Below are 15,782 nucleotides of genomic sequence, written 5' to 3'. Positions count from 1 at the left end.
TTGATATTGCGTCTGACACAAATCACGCGATAATCAGAGCTTACCTAATTGCAACGTGGTAAATGTGATGGAAATCCGCATATTCCGGCAAGATGATTTTGAAGAAGTGATCACGCTTTGGGAACGCTGCGATTTGCTGCGTCCGTGGAACGATCCTGAAATGGATATTGAGCGCAAGCTGAATCACGATCCCGATCTGTTTCTGATCGCGGAGGTCGGCGGCGAAGTGGTGGGCTCCGTTATGGGGGGCTACGACGGTCATCGCGGCTCGGCCTATTATCTCGGCGTTCACCCGGATTTCCGTGGCAGAGGCATCGCCAATGCGCTGATCAGCCGTCTGGAGAAAAAACTCATCGCTCGCGGTTGCCCCAAAATCCATCTGATGGTGCGTGAAGATAACGACGCCGTTATCGGTATGTATGAAAAGCTGGAGTATGAGATGGTGGACAGCGTTACGTTGGGTAAACGTCTGATTGAGGATCAGGAGTACTGATCCGTCGCCGGCAGCCCCATTCCCGCCTCTGTTAGAGAAGGCTCTGGATTACTGAGCTTTCTCCCTGCATTATCATTAATGGTAATCTTTAGCGAGATTGCCCCGCTTTTTACGGCACTTTCCGTCAACTCTATACTCAAACTCGAATCGGGTGACGACGGCCGATCGTGGGGCCGTTCAATATTGAGGAGTAAATGTAATGAGATTCCGCCCACTGTTACTGGGTTTACCGCTGGTACTGAGCGGGTGCAGCGCCATGTCCAATTTTTCCTGGTCCAGCCTGTCGCCGTTTAACTGGTTCGGCGGCTCGATTCAAGTTACGGATACCGGCGTCGGCGCGATCAATGCCGGTACGCCGTTATCTGAATCCATTTTGCGCGAGGCGCTGGATAATAACTATCGGCTGCGTAGCGGCATGGGCTCGAACAACGGTCAACTGGTCGCGTTCTATCAAGCCTTGGACGGTAATGACGTGAAGCTGGTGATCAGCGGCGAACCGAAAAGCCATGTGCGGAAAGTTGAAGTGATGGATGCGGCGATTGACAGTGAGTGGGGCGTAAAAATCGGCGATGCGTTCAGTTCGGCCTACAGTAAGGCATTCGGCTCCTGTCAGCCGGGACAGGGGGATGACGCCCAAAGCGTTGAGTGTGTGGCGCCGCAGAGCAAACACGTCAGCTATCTGTTCTCCGGCGAGTGGAACGGGCCGGAAGGGTTGATGCCGCCTGACGATATTCTCAAAGACTGGCGGGTCAGCAAGATCGTCTGGCATGCCCAGGCTCGCGATTGATTGCGGCGCTCCGACTCTTTATTTTGCGGGCAAGGAAGAATTCAGTCATGGGGCGGATAAACGCGGCATCGGTTTTTTATTTCTGGGGGATCATGGATCTCTTTTATGTCGTTCGTTACCTGTGGCTGAATTTTTCGCATAACAACATTCCAATTTACGATGAAGTCCTTACTTTTTGGCGGCTGCGTCCTTTTCATGGCGGCTACCTTGACGTCTTTTTCGGGCTGTCGCTGATTTTAACGCTTTCCATTCCGGTATCCGCCGGGCTTTTTTTACGTCATCACCGCTTTGCCGTTACGTTGGCGTATCTCCAAACGCCGCTCAGACTATTGACGGCGGCGCCTTCCCTCTCTTTTATTCCCTGGCTGATTGGCGTCATCGGTTTTCACCACGCGCTGTTGAACCTCGGATTGCTGTTATTTTCTGAAATAGCCAAAGTGCTGACTTTGCGTCTTATCCGCGTAAAACGGCGGGAAAACCCAGTTTCATAACAAATATGCATTTTCCTTCTTGTTGAGATTCAAATATTTTTTGATATTGCGGCGATGGCTATGGGTAAGAAACCCGGCGTTCATGGCGATTTTGCGTTTAAGCAAAGTAAAAACCTTATCTCTTCCGGTATGATAGGCGGCTGCGTATTTTGAACCGCAGACAACAATAAAGAAGCATGCTTAAGATTGAGGAAGCAAAGATGACACAAATTCAGAGCGGTATTTTGCTGGAACACCGCCGTTTTGCCATTTATATGGAAGCCATGATCCAGGGGGAATTTGATGCCATTCGTCAGGGATGTAAAAAGTTTTGCCAGGTATTGTCCGAACTGCAACAGCAGTTTCCCGACGCCGGCCTGGGCGCGGTGCTCGCTTTTGGCAGCGACGTGTGGCGCGATCTGGATTGCCAACACTCCGCTCTGGAACTGAAGCCTTTTACGCCGTTGGGCAAAGGGCTGGCGCCGGCGACCCAACGCGATCTGCTGATTCATATTCATTCATTGCGGCATGACGTGAATTTCAGCTTGGCGCAGGCGGCGCTGGCCGCTTTTGGCAGCGCGATACATGTGGAAGAAGAGGTACACGGTTTCCGCTGGGTTGAAGAGCGCGATTTAAGCGGCTTTGTCGATGGCACGGAAAACCCGCAGGGCGATGCCCGCTACGATGTGGCGATCATTCCTGACGGTCAGCCGGACGCCGGCGGCAGCTATGTCTTTACCCAGCGTTGGGAACATAATCTGAAACAGTGGCAGCGCTTCAGCGTCGAGCAGCAGGAACAGATGATCGGCCGCACCAAACAGGATAGCGAAGAGCTCCCGCCTGAGCAGCGTCCCGTTACGTCTCACGTTAGCCGCGTTGATTTAAAGGAAGAGGGCAAGGGGTTGAAGATCGTGCGTCAAAGCCTGCCTTACGGTACGGCAAGCGGCAAGCATGGTCTTTATTTCATCGCTTACTGCGCCCGGCTGCGCAATATCGAACAGCAATTGCTGAGCATGTTCGGCGAGCTGGATGGCAAGCGTGACGATATGCTGCGCTTTACCCGTGCGGTGAGCGGCAGCTATTTCTTTGCGCCTTCTCTGGATCGCCTGCTGACGCTGTAATCATCCCGCTTTTGCCGCCGCCCCGGTCATGATCCTTGCCGCGGCGGCTTATCCTATCGATCTCTTCCTCTCTTGCCGCTATAGCGCCGTTGTCCGTCTGTATCGATCTGTCGGAAGTAGTCCGAATGATGAATAACGGAGTATGATAACAAAGGCATTTAGGGGGCGGTGAGCATCTGATAAGCGTCGCATACGACATTTATGGGGATAGGTTTTTGACAACACTTGAGCATTGTATTGGTAATACCCCGCTGGTGAAATTACAGCGTTTGACGCAGGGAATGAACAGCGAGGTCTGGCTGAAGCTTGAGGGAAACAACCCTGCGGGATCGGTAAAAGATCGCGCCGCGTTATCCATGGTTCAACAGGCGGAGAAACGCGGCGATATCGCGCCGGGCGACAGGTTGATCGAAGCGACCAGCGGTAATACCGGCATTGCGTTGGCGATGATTGCGGCGGTTAAAGGTTATCGCCTGCGTTTGCTGATGCCGGAGAATATGAGCTACGAGCGGCAGACTGCGATGCGCGCCTATGGCGCCGAGTTGATTTTGGTCAGTCAGCATCTGGGAATGGAGGGCGCGCGCGATTTAGCCCGGCAGATGGCGCAGTCGGGGGAGGGGAAAGTCCTGGATCAGTTTAATAACCCGGATAACTCGCTAGCCCACTTTTTAACCACCGGCCCGGAAATCTGGCGGCAGACCGCGGGGAAATTAACGCACTTTGTCTCCAGTATGGGAACCACCGGCACCATCACCGGCGTTAGCCGTTACCTGAAAGCGCAACGCCGCGAGATCGTCACCGTGGGGCTACAGCCGGAGGAGGGAAGCCATATCCCCGGTATTCGGCGCTGGTCGCCGGGATATATGCCGGGCATTTTCAACGCTGAACTTGTCGACCGTATTCTGGATATTTCCCAGCTCGACGCGGAAAACTCGCTGCGTCAGCTGGCTCAGCGGGAAGGGATTTTCTGCGGCGTCAGCTCCGGCGGCGCGGTTTCCGCCGCGTTGCGTATTGCGGCGGAAAACCCCGGCAGCGTTATCGTGGCGATAGCCTGCGATCGGGGCGATCGCTATTTATCGACGGGCGTGTTCAACTAGCCGGATGGGCGGGAGGCTCTCCTGAGCGTTCACATTCGGCGCTGCCGCCGTGTAATGTTTCAGCCTATTGAAGCGCTGTGACGCCGGCCCAATAACCGTGACGCCGCCTTCCGTAAACCGGCGTAATTCCCGGCGCTAATGGGAGCGAAGCTCGGTAAGGAATTTCCGCGCCCGCTCGCTCTGCGGATTTGAGAAAAACGCATCCGGGGTCGAGGTTTCGACCAGGCATCCGTTATCCATAAATAAGACGCGATCGGCTACTTCACGGGCGAAATTCATTTCGTGCGTGACGCACATCATGGTCATCCCCTCTCTGGCCAGACTCTTCATTACCTGTAACACTTCGGCGACCATTTCCGGGTCTAGCGCGCTGGTCGGTTCGTCGAACAGCATGGCGGGCGGATCCATCGCCAATGCGCGGGCGATAGCCACCCGCTGCTGCTGTCCGCCGGAGAGCTGGCCCGGATACGCGTCGATTTTGGTCGCCAGCCCCACGCGATGGAGTAATTCTTTCGCCCGCTCCCGCGCTTCGCTTTTCTTTTTCTTCAGGACGTTGACCGGCGCCAGCATAATATTCTCGGCCACCGATAAGTGGGGAAAAAGGTTAAAGCTCTGAAACACAAATCCGACATGGCTGCGAAATTTATTCAGATCCAATGCCGGCGAGTGAATGTCTTGCCCGTCAAATTGTATCGACCCCTGTTGTATATCCTCCAGACGATTTACCGTACGGATCAGCGTCGATTTTCCCGACCCGGAAGGGCCGCAAACAACCACTACTTCGCCTTTGGAAATGTGCGCTGTCACATCGTTCAGCGCATGATAATCCCCATACCATTTATTGACTGACTTAAAGACAATCATTGGTACTTTGCGCGTTGTGTTATTTGTCATCATAAGATTCCCTGGTGTGGAATTCATTGTCCATTCAGCTTGAAGCTGAAGTGGATAGTTCAGTAATTATTGTTTTTTTCTCGCCGGCGCGTTTTTTATTGATGCGCCTTTCTACGTAACGAGCTAATTGTGTTAATGAAAAACAAAGTAAAAAATAAATAACGGTCAGAATCAGGAAGACTTCGAACGGTTTGGTCAGAAGCGTGCTGTTAATTTGATTAGCGGCGAACGTCAGTTCGTTCACGCTGATGACATAGCCCAGCGAGGTCTCTTTTATGGTCGAAACAAACTGGCTAATCATGGCCGGCATCATGTTGTAGAGCGCCTGCGGCAGGATCACTTTTACGGTGGTTTGCATATAGCTCAGTCCTACCGCGCGCGCGGCTTCAGTCTGGCCTTTGGGCAGGCCGACGATCCCGGCGCGGATGATCTCCGCGAGATAGGCCGCCTGATAAATCACCAGCGTCACCAGCATGGTGGTGAAACCGTTCACCGTCTGGCCGATTAACAGCGGGACGAAAAAGTACACCCAAAAAATCAGCATAACCAATGGGATGCCGCGCACCGCATAAACCAGCACGGTAGCCGGTACGCTCAGCCAGCGGAACGGGCTGACGCGCGCCAGGGCGATAGCCACGCTCAATGGGAAAGCGAGCAGCAGACCAAAAATGGAAAGCAAAAAAGTAATCGCCAACCCGCCAAGCGGACCATGAGGATATTGGCCCACGAGCAACAGCAACCAGTTATCTTTAAAAATTAACAGGATATCGCTCATTCCTACCTCGCCTTAATACGGTAGCGCTGTTCGAGCACGGAACCGGTAAACATAATGAGCAAAGAGACCAACAAGTACAGGGCGGTAACCACCGCGTAAATTTCGGCGGTGTGAAATGTCTGGCTCTCAATTTCTCTCGCTACGTAGGTCAGTTCCGCAACGCCGACGGTCATTGCCAAGCTGGTGTTTTTGAACAGCAGTACGGTATGGTTGATTAATGTCGGTAGAGCGACTCGAACCGCTTGTGGAAATACAACCAGGCGGAACGCTTGTACATACCCCAGCCCCAATGCCCGGGAGGCTTCAATCTGCGATCGGGGTATCGTTCGGATGCCGGCGCGAAGATCCTCCGATATATAAGCGCCCATGCATAGCCCGACCGCAATAAACGCAAACAGGAATTCGCTGTTATGCGTATTCGTCCAGGCCTGCACCTCTTCGGGAAATAACGTGGGAATGCCGAAATACCAGAGGAAAATCTGCACCAGCATCGGGACGTTCTGATGAAACTCAACATAGCAGGCCACCAGCATTTTACCCACGCGACTATTGCTCATGCGGATCAGGGCGAGCAACGTCCCCACCACCAGAGAAATTACCCATGCCAATGCTGTCAGTTCAACGGTCGTAATGACGCCCTGGAGTATCCAGTGCGGATACTCGCCTTGTGTCAAAACTGAGAAATCTAATTGGGTTCCCATTGAATCTCCTGATATGTTTTTTTCTTTTCTATCAGCCTTTTATCGGTTCGATAGTGAAGCCTCGCTGTAGACCATAGGCTGTGTTTTCACCCAACCATTTGTCGAAAATCTGTTGCGCTTCCCCCGATTTTTCCATGGATTGCAAGGTACTGTTGACCTGATCGGTCAATGCGGTTTCGCCTTTCTTCATGCCGACGCCCCATGCTTCGGTCATTAACGCCGGTTCGAGGATGGCGATAGGAGAAGTGCTTTCGACCTGTTTTTTGAATTTCATCAGCATAATTTCAGAAACGGCAAAGCCTTCTACCTTACCCTGCTGCATGGCGAGGAACGCAGCGGGAGGATCCTGGAAGGTGATGACTTTGGCGCTGGGTAAACGGCTTTTCACGGCGGCCTCGGAGGTTGAGCCTTTTGGCGCGCTTACGCGTTTGCCTTCAAGATCGTCCAGCGTTTTGAATCCCTGGCTGACTTTAGACGCGACCTTCTGCAAGCTGGCATAGTAACTATCGCTGTAGACGATTTGTTGCGCGCGTTCCGGCGTCCAGCCGAGGTTGGCGATCAGCAGGTCAACGCGGCCCTGCTGTAATTCAGGAATGCGCGCGGCGACGGAGATTAATTTGAGCTCTGGTTTAACCCCCAGGCTTTTAGCGATGGCGTTACAAAAATCTACGTCATATCCCTGGATTTCTCGGGTTTGAGGATTGGGAAAGCTAAATGGTTCGGCGGTGCCTAAGGTGCCGCATACCAGCGTTCCTTTATTTTTGATATCGGAAAGCTGATCGGCATGGGCCGATGTTCCTGTCAGAAAAGACATCACAACCGCGCTCAATGTGACTATTAATGTTTTACGCATTGTCGTTCCCCTTGTTTACAAACGTTCTATATAAAACGGCTAGAGGTAATAAGGTGAAGGCAATACGTCTTACCTTCACTGTGTGTTTGTCGAAATAAAAATCGATATAGATATGTTGATAATCTTCGGCCATACCGTTCCGTTTGGCGGTCAGGATGTCCCAGAGATACTGGCGTACGATAAAATTAATGTGCTCATCAATGGGTTGTAACCGGCATCAACGGACGCAACACACTATGAATAGTAGTAATAGACCATTTATCCAGGCAAAAAAAGTGATTTTTTATGTTGGTTTAAAATTACTTTTCTTCATGATTCGCTGCGAAGATAACGGAAATGGCGCATATTCTGGTTTAGAGGGGATTAATGATTTTTATTTTACGTCTTATCGGGAGATATAGGATTTTAATATGCCATTGGTGAAATAGATGATGGCTCAATTAATTTGAGTCATCATCTAGCGGGAATATAACCAGAGAAATATAAAACGGTGTTTGAATCTTAACGCGTTACTTTAATTTGGCGAGCGCGTTCTTAATGCGGTTACATCCTTCTTCAATAATATCCAGCGAGCTGGCAAAGGAAATCCTGATATAGGGAGACAGGCCGTAAGCCCGGCCGCCAACGGTAGCCACGCCGCCTTCCTGTAGTAAATACTGCACTACATCGTCATCGGAGTTAATTACCCCGCCTGCCGGCGTGACCTTTCCCAACAGTCCGGCAACGTTCGGGAATAGATAAAATGCGCCGGACGGCGGCGTAAAGCGTAGCCCCGGCACATCGGCTAATAGCTCCGATATCCGGTCGCGGCGTTGCTGGTAAATATCCAGCATGCGGCGCACCGGCGTCTGGTCGCCGGAAAGCGCGGCGGCGGCGGCGGCCTGGCTGATGGAACTGGGGCAGGTTGTGGTCTGGGAGATCAATTTGCCGATCGCGGCGATCAGCCATTGCGGCCCGGCGCCGTAGCCAAGGCGCCATCCGGTCATGGCGTAGCCTTTAGAGACGCCGTTGATGATCAGAATGCGATCTTTCAAATCCGGGGCGACCTTAGCCATAGAGAGGTGCTTATTACCGGGATAGACGAAATATTCATAGATTTCATCCAGCATGATAAGCACGTTGGGATATTTTCTTAATACCTCGGCAAGCGCGAGAAGTTCCGCTTCCGTATAGATAACGCCGGTTGGGTTATTCGGGTAATTCAATACCAGCCATTTGGTGTTGGCGGTAAGCGTGTTTTCCAGCGCTTGCGGCGTAAGTTTAAAGTTATCTTCTGCGCGGCCTTTAATAACGATCGGGAAGGCTTCGTTCAGGAGCGCCAGATCCGGATAGGACACCCAGTATGGCGCATGAATGATCACCTCATCCTGTTCATTCAACGTCGACGCAAAGGCATGAAAAATAATGTGCTTTCCGCCGCAGCCGCAGACAATCTCATCCGGGGAATAATCCAGTTGATTATCCCGGCTTAATTTCTCGCTGACCGCTTTTCTCAGCGCCAGGGTTCCATTGGCCGGCGTATAGTGAGTTTCGCCGTTTCCCATCGCGGCAATCGCAGCGGCTATGATGTGCTCCGGCGTATCAAAGTCCGGTTCGCCAATGGTGAAATTAATAATATCCTTGCCTTCCGACCGCAGTTTATTGACCAGATCGTTGGCGGCAATGCTGGGCGATGGTTTGATGCGGTTCAGACGCCCGGATATCTGTTTTTTATTTACCATGATTTAAGTAATCCTTTTTGTCTGAGTATGTGAGTGAACCAGGTTTGGTCTTCCGCGCCGGAGGCTATCTGCTGTTTGATGGCTTCCTCTTTGGCTGCGTGTTCAGCGGCGAGCGCGAGCAGTTCGTCGGCAAACCGGGGGGCAAAGCAGACGACGCCATTTTCATCGCCGACCACGATGTCGCCTGGGTTGACCACCTGTCCGCCAACGCTGACCGGAATATTGATTGCGCCCGGACCATCCTTGTAAGGGCCGCGGTGGGTCACCCCTCTGGCATAGCAAGGCGTATCGGCAAAACTGGCGATATCGCGTATTGCGCCATCCACGATGAATCCGACGCAGCCGCGCCTTACCGACTCCAGTTTGATCAGTTCGCCGATTACCGCATTATTCATATTGCCTTCGGCGTCAATAACCAGCACGTGGCCGGGTTTGAGCATGGTCATGGCCTGATAGACGATGAGGTTATCTCCGCCGCGGGATCTCACGGTGAGCGCGCTGCCGATGAGTTTTCCAGACTGGTTATAACGGGTGAGGCCGTTAATACCGATGCTGCGTGACAGGCTGTCGCTGATATGCGGGGTGACGACATGAATAAAGGCGTCGCGTACTTGCTGGCTGGCAGGCTCTGGCGCAGGATTAATCTCGCTTCCGGGTAAGTTCATTTTTCCCCTCTGAATCATAGTGTTGCATCAGCCTTTGATCGGCGGTTATGTGTACACAACAGCAATTGTGATACTACCCATAGTATTTGGAGAGTTTTAGCGATATTTTATGGAATTAACTCATCACTTTTGTTCATGAGATAGCGCTATGATCACCTTCAAGCAAATTGATGCGCTTTATTGGATCGTCACGTCAGGGAGTTTTGAAGCGGCCGCCAGTAAGCTCAATATGTCGCAATCGGCCATTTCGAAACGGATCCATGAGCTTGAGGAATCCTTCAATATTGAAATTTTCGACAGAAGGAGCCGCAGCGCTCAACTGACGGAAAAGGGCCGGGAACTGCTGGATTACTGTACCGATATTATTCATCGGCGCGATCAACTGCTGGAGAGGATCAGTGATAAACAGGTACTGGTCAGCCGGTTGCGCCTGGGCGTGACTGAGTTGACGGCGATGACGTGGCTGCCGAGTCTGATCGAGTCGATTCGAATGGTGTATCCCAGAGTGCAGATTGAGCCGTCAATTGAGCTGAGTTCGGTTTTATATGAAAATATCACCAATGACTTGCTGGATTTAATTATCGTCCCTGATATTTTCAATGACGTCCGGTTGATCTCGGTGCCGTTAAAAAGCGTTGAAAATGCCTGGATGTGTTCGCCGAAGCTTATCCCCCACGGCACTGAACTGAATTTATTGGATATCCCCGACTATTCGTTTCTATTACAAGGCGCGCAGTCCGGCACCGGCCTGATTTATGAGCGCTACTTTTCGAGCCGGGGTATTACGTTCAACAAAAATATTATCAGCAACAATTTGCTGGCCCAGATTGGGCTGGCGATTTCAGGTATCGGCATCACCTACCTTCCCGTAAAGTGTCTGAAATTTCTGGTGGATCAACAAAAGCTTGGGGTAATAAAACTGAAGCCCGCGCCGCCGCTGGTACGTTATGCCGTTATGTACCGCACCGATCGGACCTTTGGCGTTGTTCCTGCTATCGCGGAAAAGGCCGCTGAGCTGTGTGATTTCAATAAGTTGCAGTTATCAAATGATGATTGAATGGCCGCTTCAGGCGGGGGACGGCTGCTCTTTTATTACCTGGTCGCCGTTATGCTTATTACCATTGAGGGGATTTTCATATACAGGGACGGGATTAAAAGCGTTAATTTACGCGTTGTGTGGAAAAGCACCGGTAATCTTTAGTTAATGAAGGGTAAGAATTCTGTAAATCTGGCTGCTAAGATTTATGCCAGGCCTGAGAATGCACGATACATCCGCGAATGGGGACAGGATATGAAAATTTTACTGGTCGATGATGACGTAGAATTGGGGAATATGCTTTGCGAATACCTGAATGCCGAGGGATTTGCTACATCAAGGGTATTGACCGGCAAAGAAGGGATTGAGGGGGCGATGTCGGGAGAATACACCGCCATTATTCTGGATATCATGCTACCCGATATGAGCGGTATCGATGTGTTGCGCCAGATAAGAAAGAACCAACAGTTGCCGGTGATTATGCTGACGGCGAAAGGCGACAATATCGATCGCGTTATCGGGCTGGAAATGGGCGCCGATGACTACATGCCGAAGCCTTGTTATCCGCGTGAACTGGTTGCGCGGCTTAGGGCGGTTCTGCGGCGCTATGACGATCAGCCCAGTAAGAAACAGGATGATAGCGTAGCCTCATATGGCGATCTGGTGCTTAATCCGGCGACGCGCAGCAGCGAATGGCGGGGACAGGCTTTTGATCTTACCGCCTCCGAGTTTAATTTACTGGAGTTGCTGTTGCGGGCTCCTGAACGGGTGGTCTCAAAAGATGAACTGTCGGAAAAGTGCCTGGGACGGCGGCGTGAGGCCTACGATCGCAGCGTCGATGTGCACATCAGCAATATCCGCCAGAAACTCGGCGCGCTGGATGGCAATACGATGACCATTGAAACCGTGCGCAGCGTGGGATACCGGATTCGTTAATGATGATACGCGGACGGCTTTTTTGGAAAATATTACTGGGATTCTGGCTGACGTTTATCATCATCTCGCAGCTGTTATGGCTGGCGTTCTCTTTGTATGGCGAACCGCATAGATCAATGGAGGAGACGGCGGTTACGCGTATCGTCGACATGCAGTCAAACATCGCGTTGGCCGCGTTGCGGCACGGGGGACAGGCCGAGTGGAATGCCGTGGCGGCTCAATGGCCGGAAAAGGAGCGGGGTTATATCGCGGTAACCGCATCATCGCAACCGCTATCCGCGCAGGAAATCGGGAGCGGATCGGCGCAGGACGCTCAGCCGGCGCCGGGACTCGGGCGTTCGCTCAGGCCCAATTCCGAATTTGACGCGTTTGCCTTGGCCAATGCGGTAAGGCAGGTGCAGGGGCCGCAAGGCGAGTGGTATCAGGTTCGCTTCGATACCAATCAGCTACGTGACGAGTTTCGTCCTCGTACCCGGCCGCGGGAAATTCTCAACATACCCACCCCCTTGTTCTTGATCGGCGGTTTTTGCGGGCTGCTTTTCAGTTGGCTATTGGCGTGGAACCTGGCCCGGCCGCTCGATCAGATGCGCGCCGGCTTTGGACGGGTGGCCCAGGGCGATCTCACCGTGCGTTTGCTGCCGCTGATGCGTAAGCGGCATGACGAGATCAGCGAGGTCGCTCGTGACTTTGATTCGATGGTCGAAAGGCTGGATATACTCGTCAGCACCCGAGAGCAACTGCTGCACGACGTTTCTCACGAGCTGAGATCTCCTCTGGCGCGATTACAGCTGGCGATAGGGTTGGTTCATCAGAATGCCGAAAATACGGAAAACTCGCTGCAGAGAATCGAGCGTGAGGCCGCCCGTATGGACAAGATGATCGGCGAGTTGCTGGCATTGTCGCGTACCCAAAACTCCGGTATTGACGAAGAGTATTTTGATTTGCTGGGATTGGTCAAAGCCGTGGTCAATGATGCGCGCTATGAGGCTCAGGTTCCCGGCGTCGACATCCTCTTTGAGGCGGATGAAAGCCTGGATCACACGGTTAAAGGGAATGCGGAGCTGATGCGCCGGGCGATCGACAATATCGTGCGCAATGCGCTGCGTTTTTCTTCGCGGGCGCAGAAGGTTTATGTTTCGCTGAAAGGCGACGAGCGTGAATGGACGATACGCGTAGCCGATCAGGGGCCGGGCGTGGAGAAAAGCAAGCTGTCCAGTATTTTTGATCCCTTTGTTCGTATCGAGTCGCCGGTTTCCGGCAAAGGATATGGGCTGGGGTTGGCTATCGCCCGTAAAGTGGTGCTGGCTCATGGCGGACACATCGAAGCCGAGAACGGCGAGCAGGGCGGGCTGGTTATCTGCCTGTGCATTCCTCGTTTGCGGTTCGCGTCTTAAAATCCGCTGGGCAATTAATATAGAAAGAAATAAAAAACGGCACCTTGATGGTGCCGTTTTAGACGATGGCTTTAAAGCCATCGATGGCGATGCAATTTATTTCTTAATACGGATAACCGGCGTTTCACCCACAACCACGGTGCCGCTCAGTTTAACCAATTCCTTGATTTCATCCATATTGGAGATAACCACCGGGGTTAAAGTCGATTTGGCTTTTTCTTCCAACAAAGGCAGATCGAACTCAATGATGACATCGCCTTTCTTCACGCGCTGACCTTCTTCGGCAATACGTTTGAAACCTTCGCCCTTCAGTTCAACGGTATCGATACCGAAGTGAACGAATAATTCAATACCGCTATCAGACTCGATAGAAAAAGCATGGTTAGTTTCAAAAATTTTGCCGATAGTCCCGTCTACCGGAGCGACGATTTTGTTACCCGCAGGCTTAATGGCGATACCGTCGCCCACGATCTTCTCAGCAAATACGACGTCAGGAACATCTTCAATATTGACGATCTCGCCAGACAGCGGCGCAATGATTTCGATGCTTCCAGTATCTTTCTTATCATCAGAAACCAGAGATTTTAATTTATCGAACAAACCCATGATCTTCTCCTAAGCGTTAATATCGGGTCAGCGTCCAGTATAGCGGACTCAGCAGAGCGTTTTTTCTTTAATGAAACGGCTCACTAAGTTGCTCAACTCTTGCGCAGTCGGTTGGGACAATGCCTGCTCCGCCAGCGCCTTCGCATCTTCGTAATTCGCATTACGGATAATTTTCTTGATGCGTGGGATAGAGATTGCACTCATGCTGAATTCGTCCAGACCCATTCCCAATAACAGTAGTGTAGCACGTTCGTCACCAGCGAGCTCACCACACATTCCTGTCCACTTACCTTCGGCATGGGATGCGTCAATCACCTGCTTAATCAGGGTCAATACTGCTGGAGACATCGGGTTGTAGAGATGGGAAATCAGCTCATTACCCCGATCAACTGCCAGAGTATACTGGGTTAAGTCGTTTGTCCCAATACTAAAGAAGTCAACTTCCTTAGCTAAATGATGGGCAATGGTCGCCGCCGCCGGCGTTTCAACCATTACGCCCACTTCAATGGATTCGTCGAACGCTTTGCCTTCTTCCCGCAACTGCCCTTTCAGCATCTCCAGTTCCGCTTTAAGCGCTTGCACTTCTTCAACCGAGATGATCATCGGGAACATGATGCGCAGCTTGCCGAATACGGAAGCCCGCAGGATGGCGCGCAACTGGGCATGCAGAATTTCTTTGCGGTCCAGACAGATACGAATGGCGCGCCAGCCAAGGAATGGGTTCTCTTCCTTCGGCAGGTTCATATACGGCAGATCTTTGTCGCCGCCGATGTCCATGGTGCGGACGATCACGGCCTGAGCGCCGACGGCTTCGGCGACGGCTTTATAAGCCTGGAACTGCTCTTCTTCGGTCGGCAAGGCGTCGCGATCCATAAACAGGAATTCGGTACGATACAAGCCTACGCCTTCCGCGCCGTTGCGTTCAGCGCCGGCGACATCGCGCACGGTGCCGATATTGGCGCAAACTTCCACCTGATGACCGTCCAGCGTGACGGCAGGCAGATCTTTCAGTTTGGCGAGTTCATGCTTTTCTGTGTTGTATTGTTGCTGAACGGCTTTTAATTCTTCGATAACTTCAGATGACGGATTCTGATAGATTTTGTTGTTGACCGCATCCAGGATCAGGAAGTCGCCGTTTTTAACTTGTTTGGTCGCATCGGTGGTGCCGACAATCGCGGGTAATTCCAGCGAGCGGGCCATGATGGAGGTGTGGGACGTACGGCCGCCCAGGTCGGTGATGAAGCCCAGGACTTTATTCAGATTAAGCTGCGCGGTTTCAGAAGGCGTCAGGTCGGAAGCGACCAGGATGACTTCGTCTTCGATATCGCCCAGATCGATAATCGTCATGCCCAGAATGTTTTTCAGCAGACGTTTGCCGATGTCACGCATGTCCGCCGCACGTTCTTTCAGATATTCATCGTCCAGTTCTTCGAGCGCTTTCGCCTGGTTTTCAATCACGGAAAACGCGGCTGCGTCGGCAGAAGCATGCTCTTCTTTAATCAGGGCTATGATTTCCTGCTCGAACTCTTCATCTTCCAGCAACATGATGTGGCCTTCGAAGATGGCTTCCTTCTCTGCGCCCAGCGTTTCGCCCGCTTTGATCTTGATGGCTTCCAGCTGTTTAGCGGCCTTGGCCCTGCCAGTCAGAAAACGTTCAACTTCTTGCTCTACTTGGTCCGCAGAGATTTTTTTCCGGTTGATGACTATTTCATCTTCTTTCAGTAAGAGCGCCTTACCGAAAGCGATACCCGGTGATACTAATATGCCTGAAATCATAACCCTACCTTACTCGATTCTGATGTTCACTAAAAAGCTTGTCTGTAAGGCTCGTCTATTACTCAAGCTCAGCCATTAGTTTAACCAGATGTTCCACAGCTTTTTGTTCGTCTTCGCCCTCTGCAGCGATGGTAACTACAGTACCCTGAGTTAAGCCGAGTGTCTGTAACTTAAATAGGCTTTTGGCACTGGCGCTTTTTCCGTTGGATGTTACGGTGATTTCTGAAGTAAAGCCTTTGGCTTCTTTGACAAACTGAGCAGCAGGACGCGTGTGCAGGCCATTCGGTGCGGTAATAGTCACTTCTTGCTGGAACATTCTGTTTTCCCCAACTTATGGATTAGATTGATGTTGTGGAGCTAAAGTTTAGCGCATGCGCGAAACTTTAGCCTGTGTGGTTAGCACCTGATTATGTTACAGGGGCAGGCCGGGATGCGGCAAGGAAACGTAAAGTATTTC

General features: G+C 51.8%; 17 protein-coding genes. 8 read left to right on the top strand and 9 right to left on the bottom strand.

The window, feature by feature from the left end; all coding sequences use genetic code 11:
* Positions 1 to 67: 67 nt before the first annotated feature.
* The 5 genes from HC231_RS19075 to cysM all read left to right on the top strand — a co-directional run bounded on the left by HC231_RS19075 (position 68) and on the right by cysM (position 3,968).
* Positions 68 to 493 carry a GNAT family acetyltransferase gene (locus HC231_RS19075; protein WP_208228284.1) on the top strand — a complete coding sequence of 142 codons (426 nt, stop codon included), beginning with the start codon at positions 68 to 70 and terminating at the stop codon, positions 491 to 493.
* 199 nt (positions 494 to 692) lie between these two features.
* Positions 693 to 1,280, top strand: coding sequence for an RpoE-regulated lipoprotein (locus HC231_RS19070; RefSeq protein WP_208228283.1), 588 nt, complete (start codon positions 693 to 695; stop codon positions 1,278 to 1,280).
* A 47-nt stretch (positions 1,281 to 1,327) separates the two neighbouring features.
* Positions 1,328 to 1,771 carry an arginine:ornithine antiporter gene (locus HC231_RS19065; RefSeq protein ID WP_208228282.1) on the top strand — a complete coding sequence of 148 codons (444 nt, stop codon included), beginning with the start codon at positions 1,328 to 1,330 and terminating at the stop codon, positions 1,769 to 1,771.
* A gap of 200 nt (positions 1,772 to 1,971) precedes the next feature.
* The gene (locus HC231_RS19060; RefSeq protein WP_208228281.1) at positions 1,972 to 2,871 is read left to right on the top strand and encodes a Dyp-type peroxidase; all 900 of its coding nucleotides are present in this window, start codon (positions 1,972 to 1,974) and stop codon (positions 2,869 to 2,871) included.
* Between the two features lie 215 nt (positions 2,872 to 3,086).
* Complete coding sequence (cysM, locus tag HC231_RS19055; RefSeq protein WP_208228280.1) at positions 3,087 to 3,968, top strand: cysteine synthase CysM; 882 nt, start codon at positions 3,087 to 3,089, stop codon at positions 3,966 to 3,968.
* 135 nt (positions 3,969 to 4,103) lie between these two features.
* On the opposite strand, the gene HC231_RS19050 is transcribed toward cysM, so the two are convergent.
* The 6 genes from HC231_RS19050 to HC231_RS19025 all read right to left on the bottom strand — a co-directional run bounded on the left by HC231_RS19050 (position 4,104) and on the right by HC231_RS19025 (position 9,577).
* Positions 4,104 to 4,865: an amino acid ABC transporter ATP-binding protein gene (locus HC231_RS19050; protein ID WP_281397350.1), complete on the bottom strand. Its 762-nt coding sequence runs from the start codon at positions 4,863 to 4,865 to the stop codon at positions 4,104 to 4,106.
* 31 nt (positions 4,866 to 4,896) lie between these two features.
* A complete protein-coding gene (locus HC231_RS19045; protein WP_208228279.1) occupies positions 4,897 to 5,637 on the bottom strand; it encodes an amino acid ABC transporter permease in 741 nt (246 codons plus the stop codon).
* A 2-nt stretch (positions 5,638 to 5,639) separates the two neighbouring features.
* Positions 5,640 to 6,338, bottom strand: a complete 699-nt coding sequence (locus HC231_RS19040; RefSeq protein ID WP_208228278.1) for an amino acid ABC transporter permease — start codon at positions 6,336 to 6,338, stop codon at positions 5,640 to 5,642.
* Positions 6,339 to 6,369: 31 nt separating this feature from the next.
* Positions 6,370 to 7,191, bottom strand: a complete 822-nt coding sequence (locus HC231_RS19035) for an ABC transporter substrate-binding protein (protein WP_208228277.1) — start codon at positions 7,189 to 7,191, stop codon at positions 6,370 to 6,372.
* A 509-nt stretch (positions 7,192 to 7,700) separates the two neighbouring features.
* On the bottom strand, positions 7,701 to 8,912 hold the full coding sequence (locus HC231_RS19030; RefSeq protein ID WP_208228276.1) for an aminotransferase class I/II-fold pyridoxal phosphate-dependent enzyme: 1,212 nt from the start codon (positions 8,910 to 8,912) through the stop codon (positions 7,701 to 7,703).
* Positions 8,906 to 9,577, bottom strand: coding sequence for an RraA family protein (locus HC231_RS19025; protein WP_208228275.1), 672 nt, complete (start codon positions 9,575 to 9,577; stop codon positions 8,906 to 8,908). Before HC231_RS19025 ends, HC231_RS19030 begins: the two co-directional genes overlap by 7 nt.
* A gap of 148 nt (positions 9,578 to 9,725) precedes the next feature.
* Here HC231_RS19025 and HC231_RS19020 point away from each other — a divergent pair, with 148 nt between their 5' ends.
* From HC231_RS19020 to HC231_RS19010, 3 genes are all read left to right on the top strand, one after another.
* On the top strand, positions 9,726 to 10,634 hold the full coding sequence (locus HC231_RS19020; protein ID WP_208228274.1) for a LysR family transcriptional regulator: 909 nt from the start codon (positions 9,726 to 9,728) through the stop codon (positions 10,632 to 10,634).
* Between the two features lie 234 nt (positions 10,635 to 10,868).
* Positions 10,869 to 11,549 carry a response regulator transcription factor gene (locus HC231_RS19015; RefSeq protein WP_208228273.1) on the top strand — a complete coding sequence of 227 codons (681 nt, stop codon included), beginning with the start codon at positions 10,869 to 10,871 and terminating at the stop codon, positions 11,547 to 11,549.
* Positions 11,549 to 12,943 (top strand): ATP-binding protein, encoded by a 1,395-nt coding sequence (locus HC231_RS19010; RefSeq protein WP_208228272.1) that lies wholly within the window; start codon positions 11,549 to 11,551, stop codon positions 12,941 to 12,943. Before HC231_RS19015 ends, HC231_RS19010 begins: the two co-directional genes overlap by 1 nt.
* Before the next feature lie 96 nt (positions 12,944 to 13,039).
* Here HC231_RS19010 and crr read toward each other — a convergent pair whose 3' ends face one another.
* The 3 genes from crr to ptsH are packed head-to-tail and all read right to left on the bottom strand — an operon-like array spanning position 13,040 to position 15,641.
* The gene (gene crr, locus HC231_RS19005) at positions 13,040 to 13,549 is read right to left on the bottom strand and encodes a PTS glucose transporter subunit IIA (RefSeq protein ID WP_208228271.1); all 510 of its coding nucleotides are present in this window, start codon (positions 13,547 to 13,549) and stop codon (positions 13,040 to 13,042) included.
* 48 nt (positions 13,550 to 13,597) lie between these two features.
* On the bottom strand, positions 13,598 to 15,325 hold the full coding sequence (ptsI, locus tag HC231_RS19000; protein WP_208228270.1) for a phosphoenolpyruvate-protein phosphotransferase PtsI: 1,728 nt from the start codon (positions 15,323 to 15,325) through the stop codon (positions 13,598 to 13,600).
* Between the two features lie 58 nt (positions 15,326 to 15,383).
* On the bottom strand, positions 15,384 to 15,641 hold the full coding sequence (ptsH, locus tag HC231_RS18995; protein ID WP_005971891.1) for a phosphocarrier protein Hpr: 258 nt from the start codon (positions 15,639 to 15,641) through the stop codon (positions 15,384 to 15,386).
* Positions 15,642 to 15,782: the final 141 nt, after the last annotated feature.

This window comes from Brenneria izadpanahii, assembly GCF_017569925.1.
Lineage (GTDB): Bacteria > Pseudomonadota > Gammaproteobacteria > Enterobacterales > Enterobacteriaceae > Brenneria > Brenneria izadpanahii.
Note: the sequence above shows the minus strand (reverse complement) of the source record. Positions and strands in the feature narration are given on the sequence as shown.

Excerpts from the sequence above, each read along its gene's own strand:
- HC231_RS19060 (WP_208228281.1), top strand. The coding sequence starts at position 1,972 with ATGACACAAATTCAGAGCGGTATTTTGCTGGAACACCGCCGTTTTGCC.
- HC231_RS19030 (WP_208228276.1), bottom strand. The coding sequence starts at position 8,912 with ATGGTAAATAAAAAACAGATATCCGGGCGTCTGAACCGCATCAAACCA.
- HC231_RS19065 (WP_208228282.1), top strand. The coding sequence starts at position 1,328 with ATGGGGCGGATAAACGCGGCATCGGTTTTTTATTTCTGGGGGATCATG.
- HC231_RS19020 (WP_208228274.1), top strand. The coding sequence starts at position 9,726 with ATGATCACCTTCAAGCAAATTGATGCGCTTTATTGGATCGTCACGTCA.
- HC231_RS19070 (WP_208228283.1), top strand. The coding sequence starts at position 693 with ATGAGATTCCGCCCACTGTTACTGGGTTTACCGCTGGTACTGAGCGGG.
- HC231_RS19015 (WP_208228273.1), top strand. The coding sequence starts at position 10,869 with ATGAAAATTTTACTGGTCGATGATGACGTAGAATTGGGGAATATGCTT.
- HC231_RS19035 (WP_208228277.1), bottom strand. The coding sequence starts at position 7,191 with ATGCGTAAAACATTAATAGTCACATTGAGCGCGGTTGTGATGTCTTTT.
- HC231_RS19075 (WP_208228284.1), top strand. The coding sequence starts at position 68 with ATGGAAATCCGCATATTCCGGCAAGATGATTTTGAAGAAGTGATCACG.
- HC231_RS19050 (WP_281397350.1), bottom strand. The coding sequence starts at position 4,865 with ATGATGACAAATAACACAACGCGCAAAGTACCAATGATTGTCTTTAAG.
- ptsH (WP_005971891.1), bottom strand. The coding sequence starts at position 15,641 with ATGTTCCAGCAAGAAGTGACTATTACCGCACCGAATGGCCTGCACACG.
- crr (WP_208228271.1), bottom strand. The coding sequence starts at position 13,549 with ATGGGTTTGTTCGATAAATTAAAATCTCTGGTTTCTGATGATAAGAAA.
- HC231_RS19010 (WP_208228272.1), top strand. The coding sequence starts at position 11,549 with ATGATGATACGCGGACGGCTTTTTTGGAAAATATTACTGGGATTCTGG.
- HC231_RS19040 (WP_208228278.1), bottom strand. The coding sequence starts at position 6,338 with ATGGGAACCCAATTAGATTTCTCAGTTTTGACACAAGGCGAGTATCCG.
- HC231_RS19045 (WP_208228279.1), bottom strand. The coding sequence starts at position 5,637 with ATGAGCGATATCCTGTTAATTTTTAAAGATAACTGGTTGCTGTTGCTC.
- ptsI (WP_208228270.1), bottom strand. The coding sequence starts at position 15,325 with ATGATTTCAGGCATATTAGTATCACCGGGTATCGCTTTCGGTAAGGCG.
- HC231_RS19025 (WP_208228275.1), bottom strand. The coding sequence starts at position 9,577 with ATGAACTTACCCGGAAGCGAGATTAATCCTGCGCCAGAGCCTGCCAGC.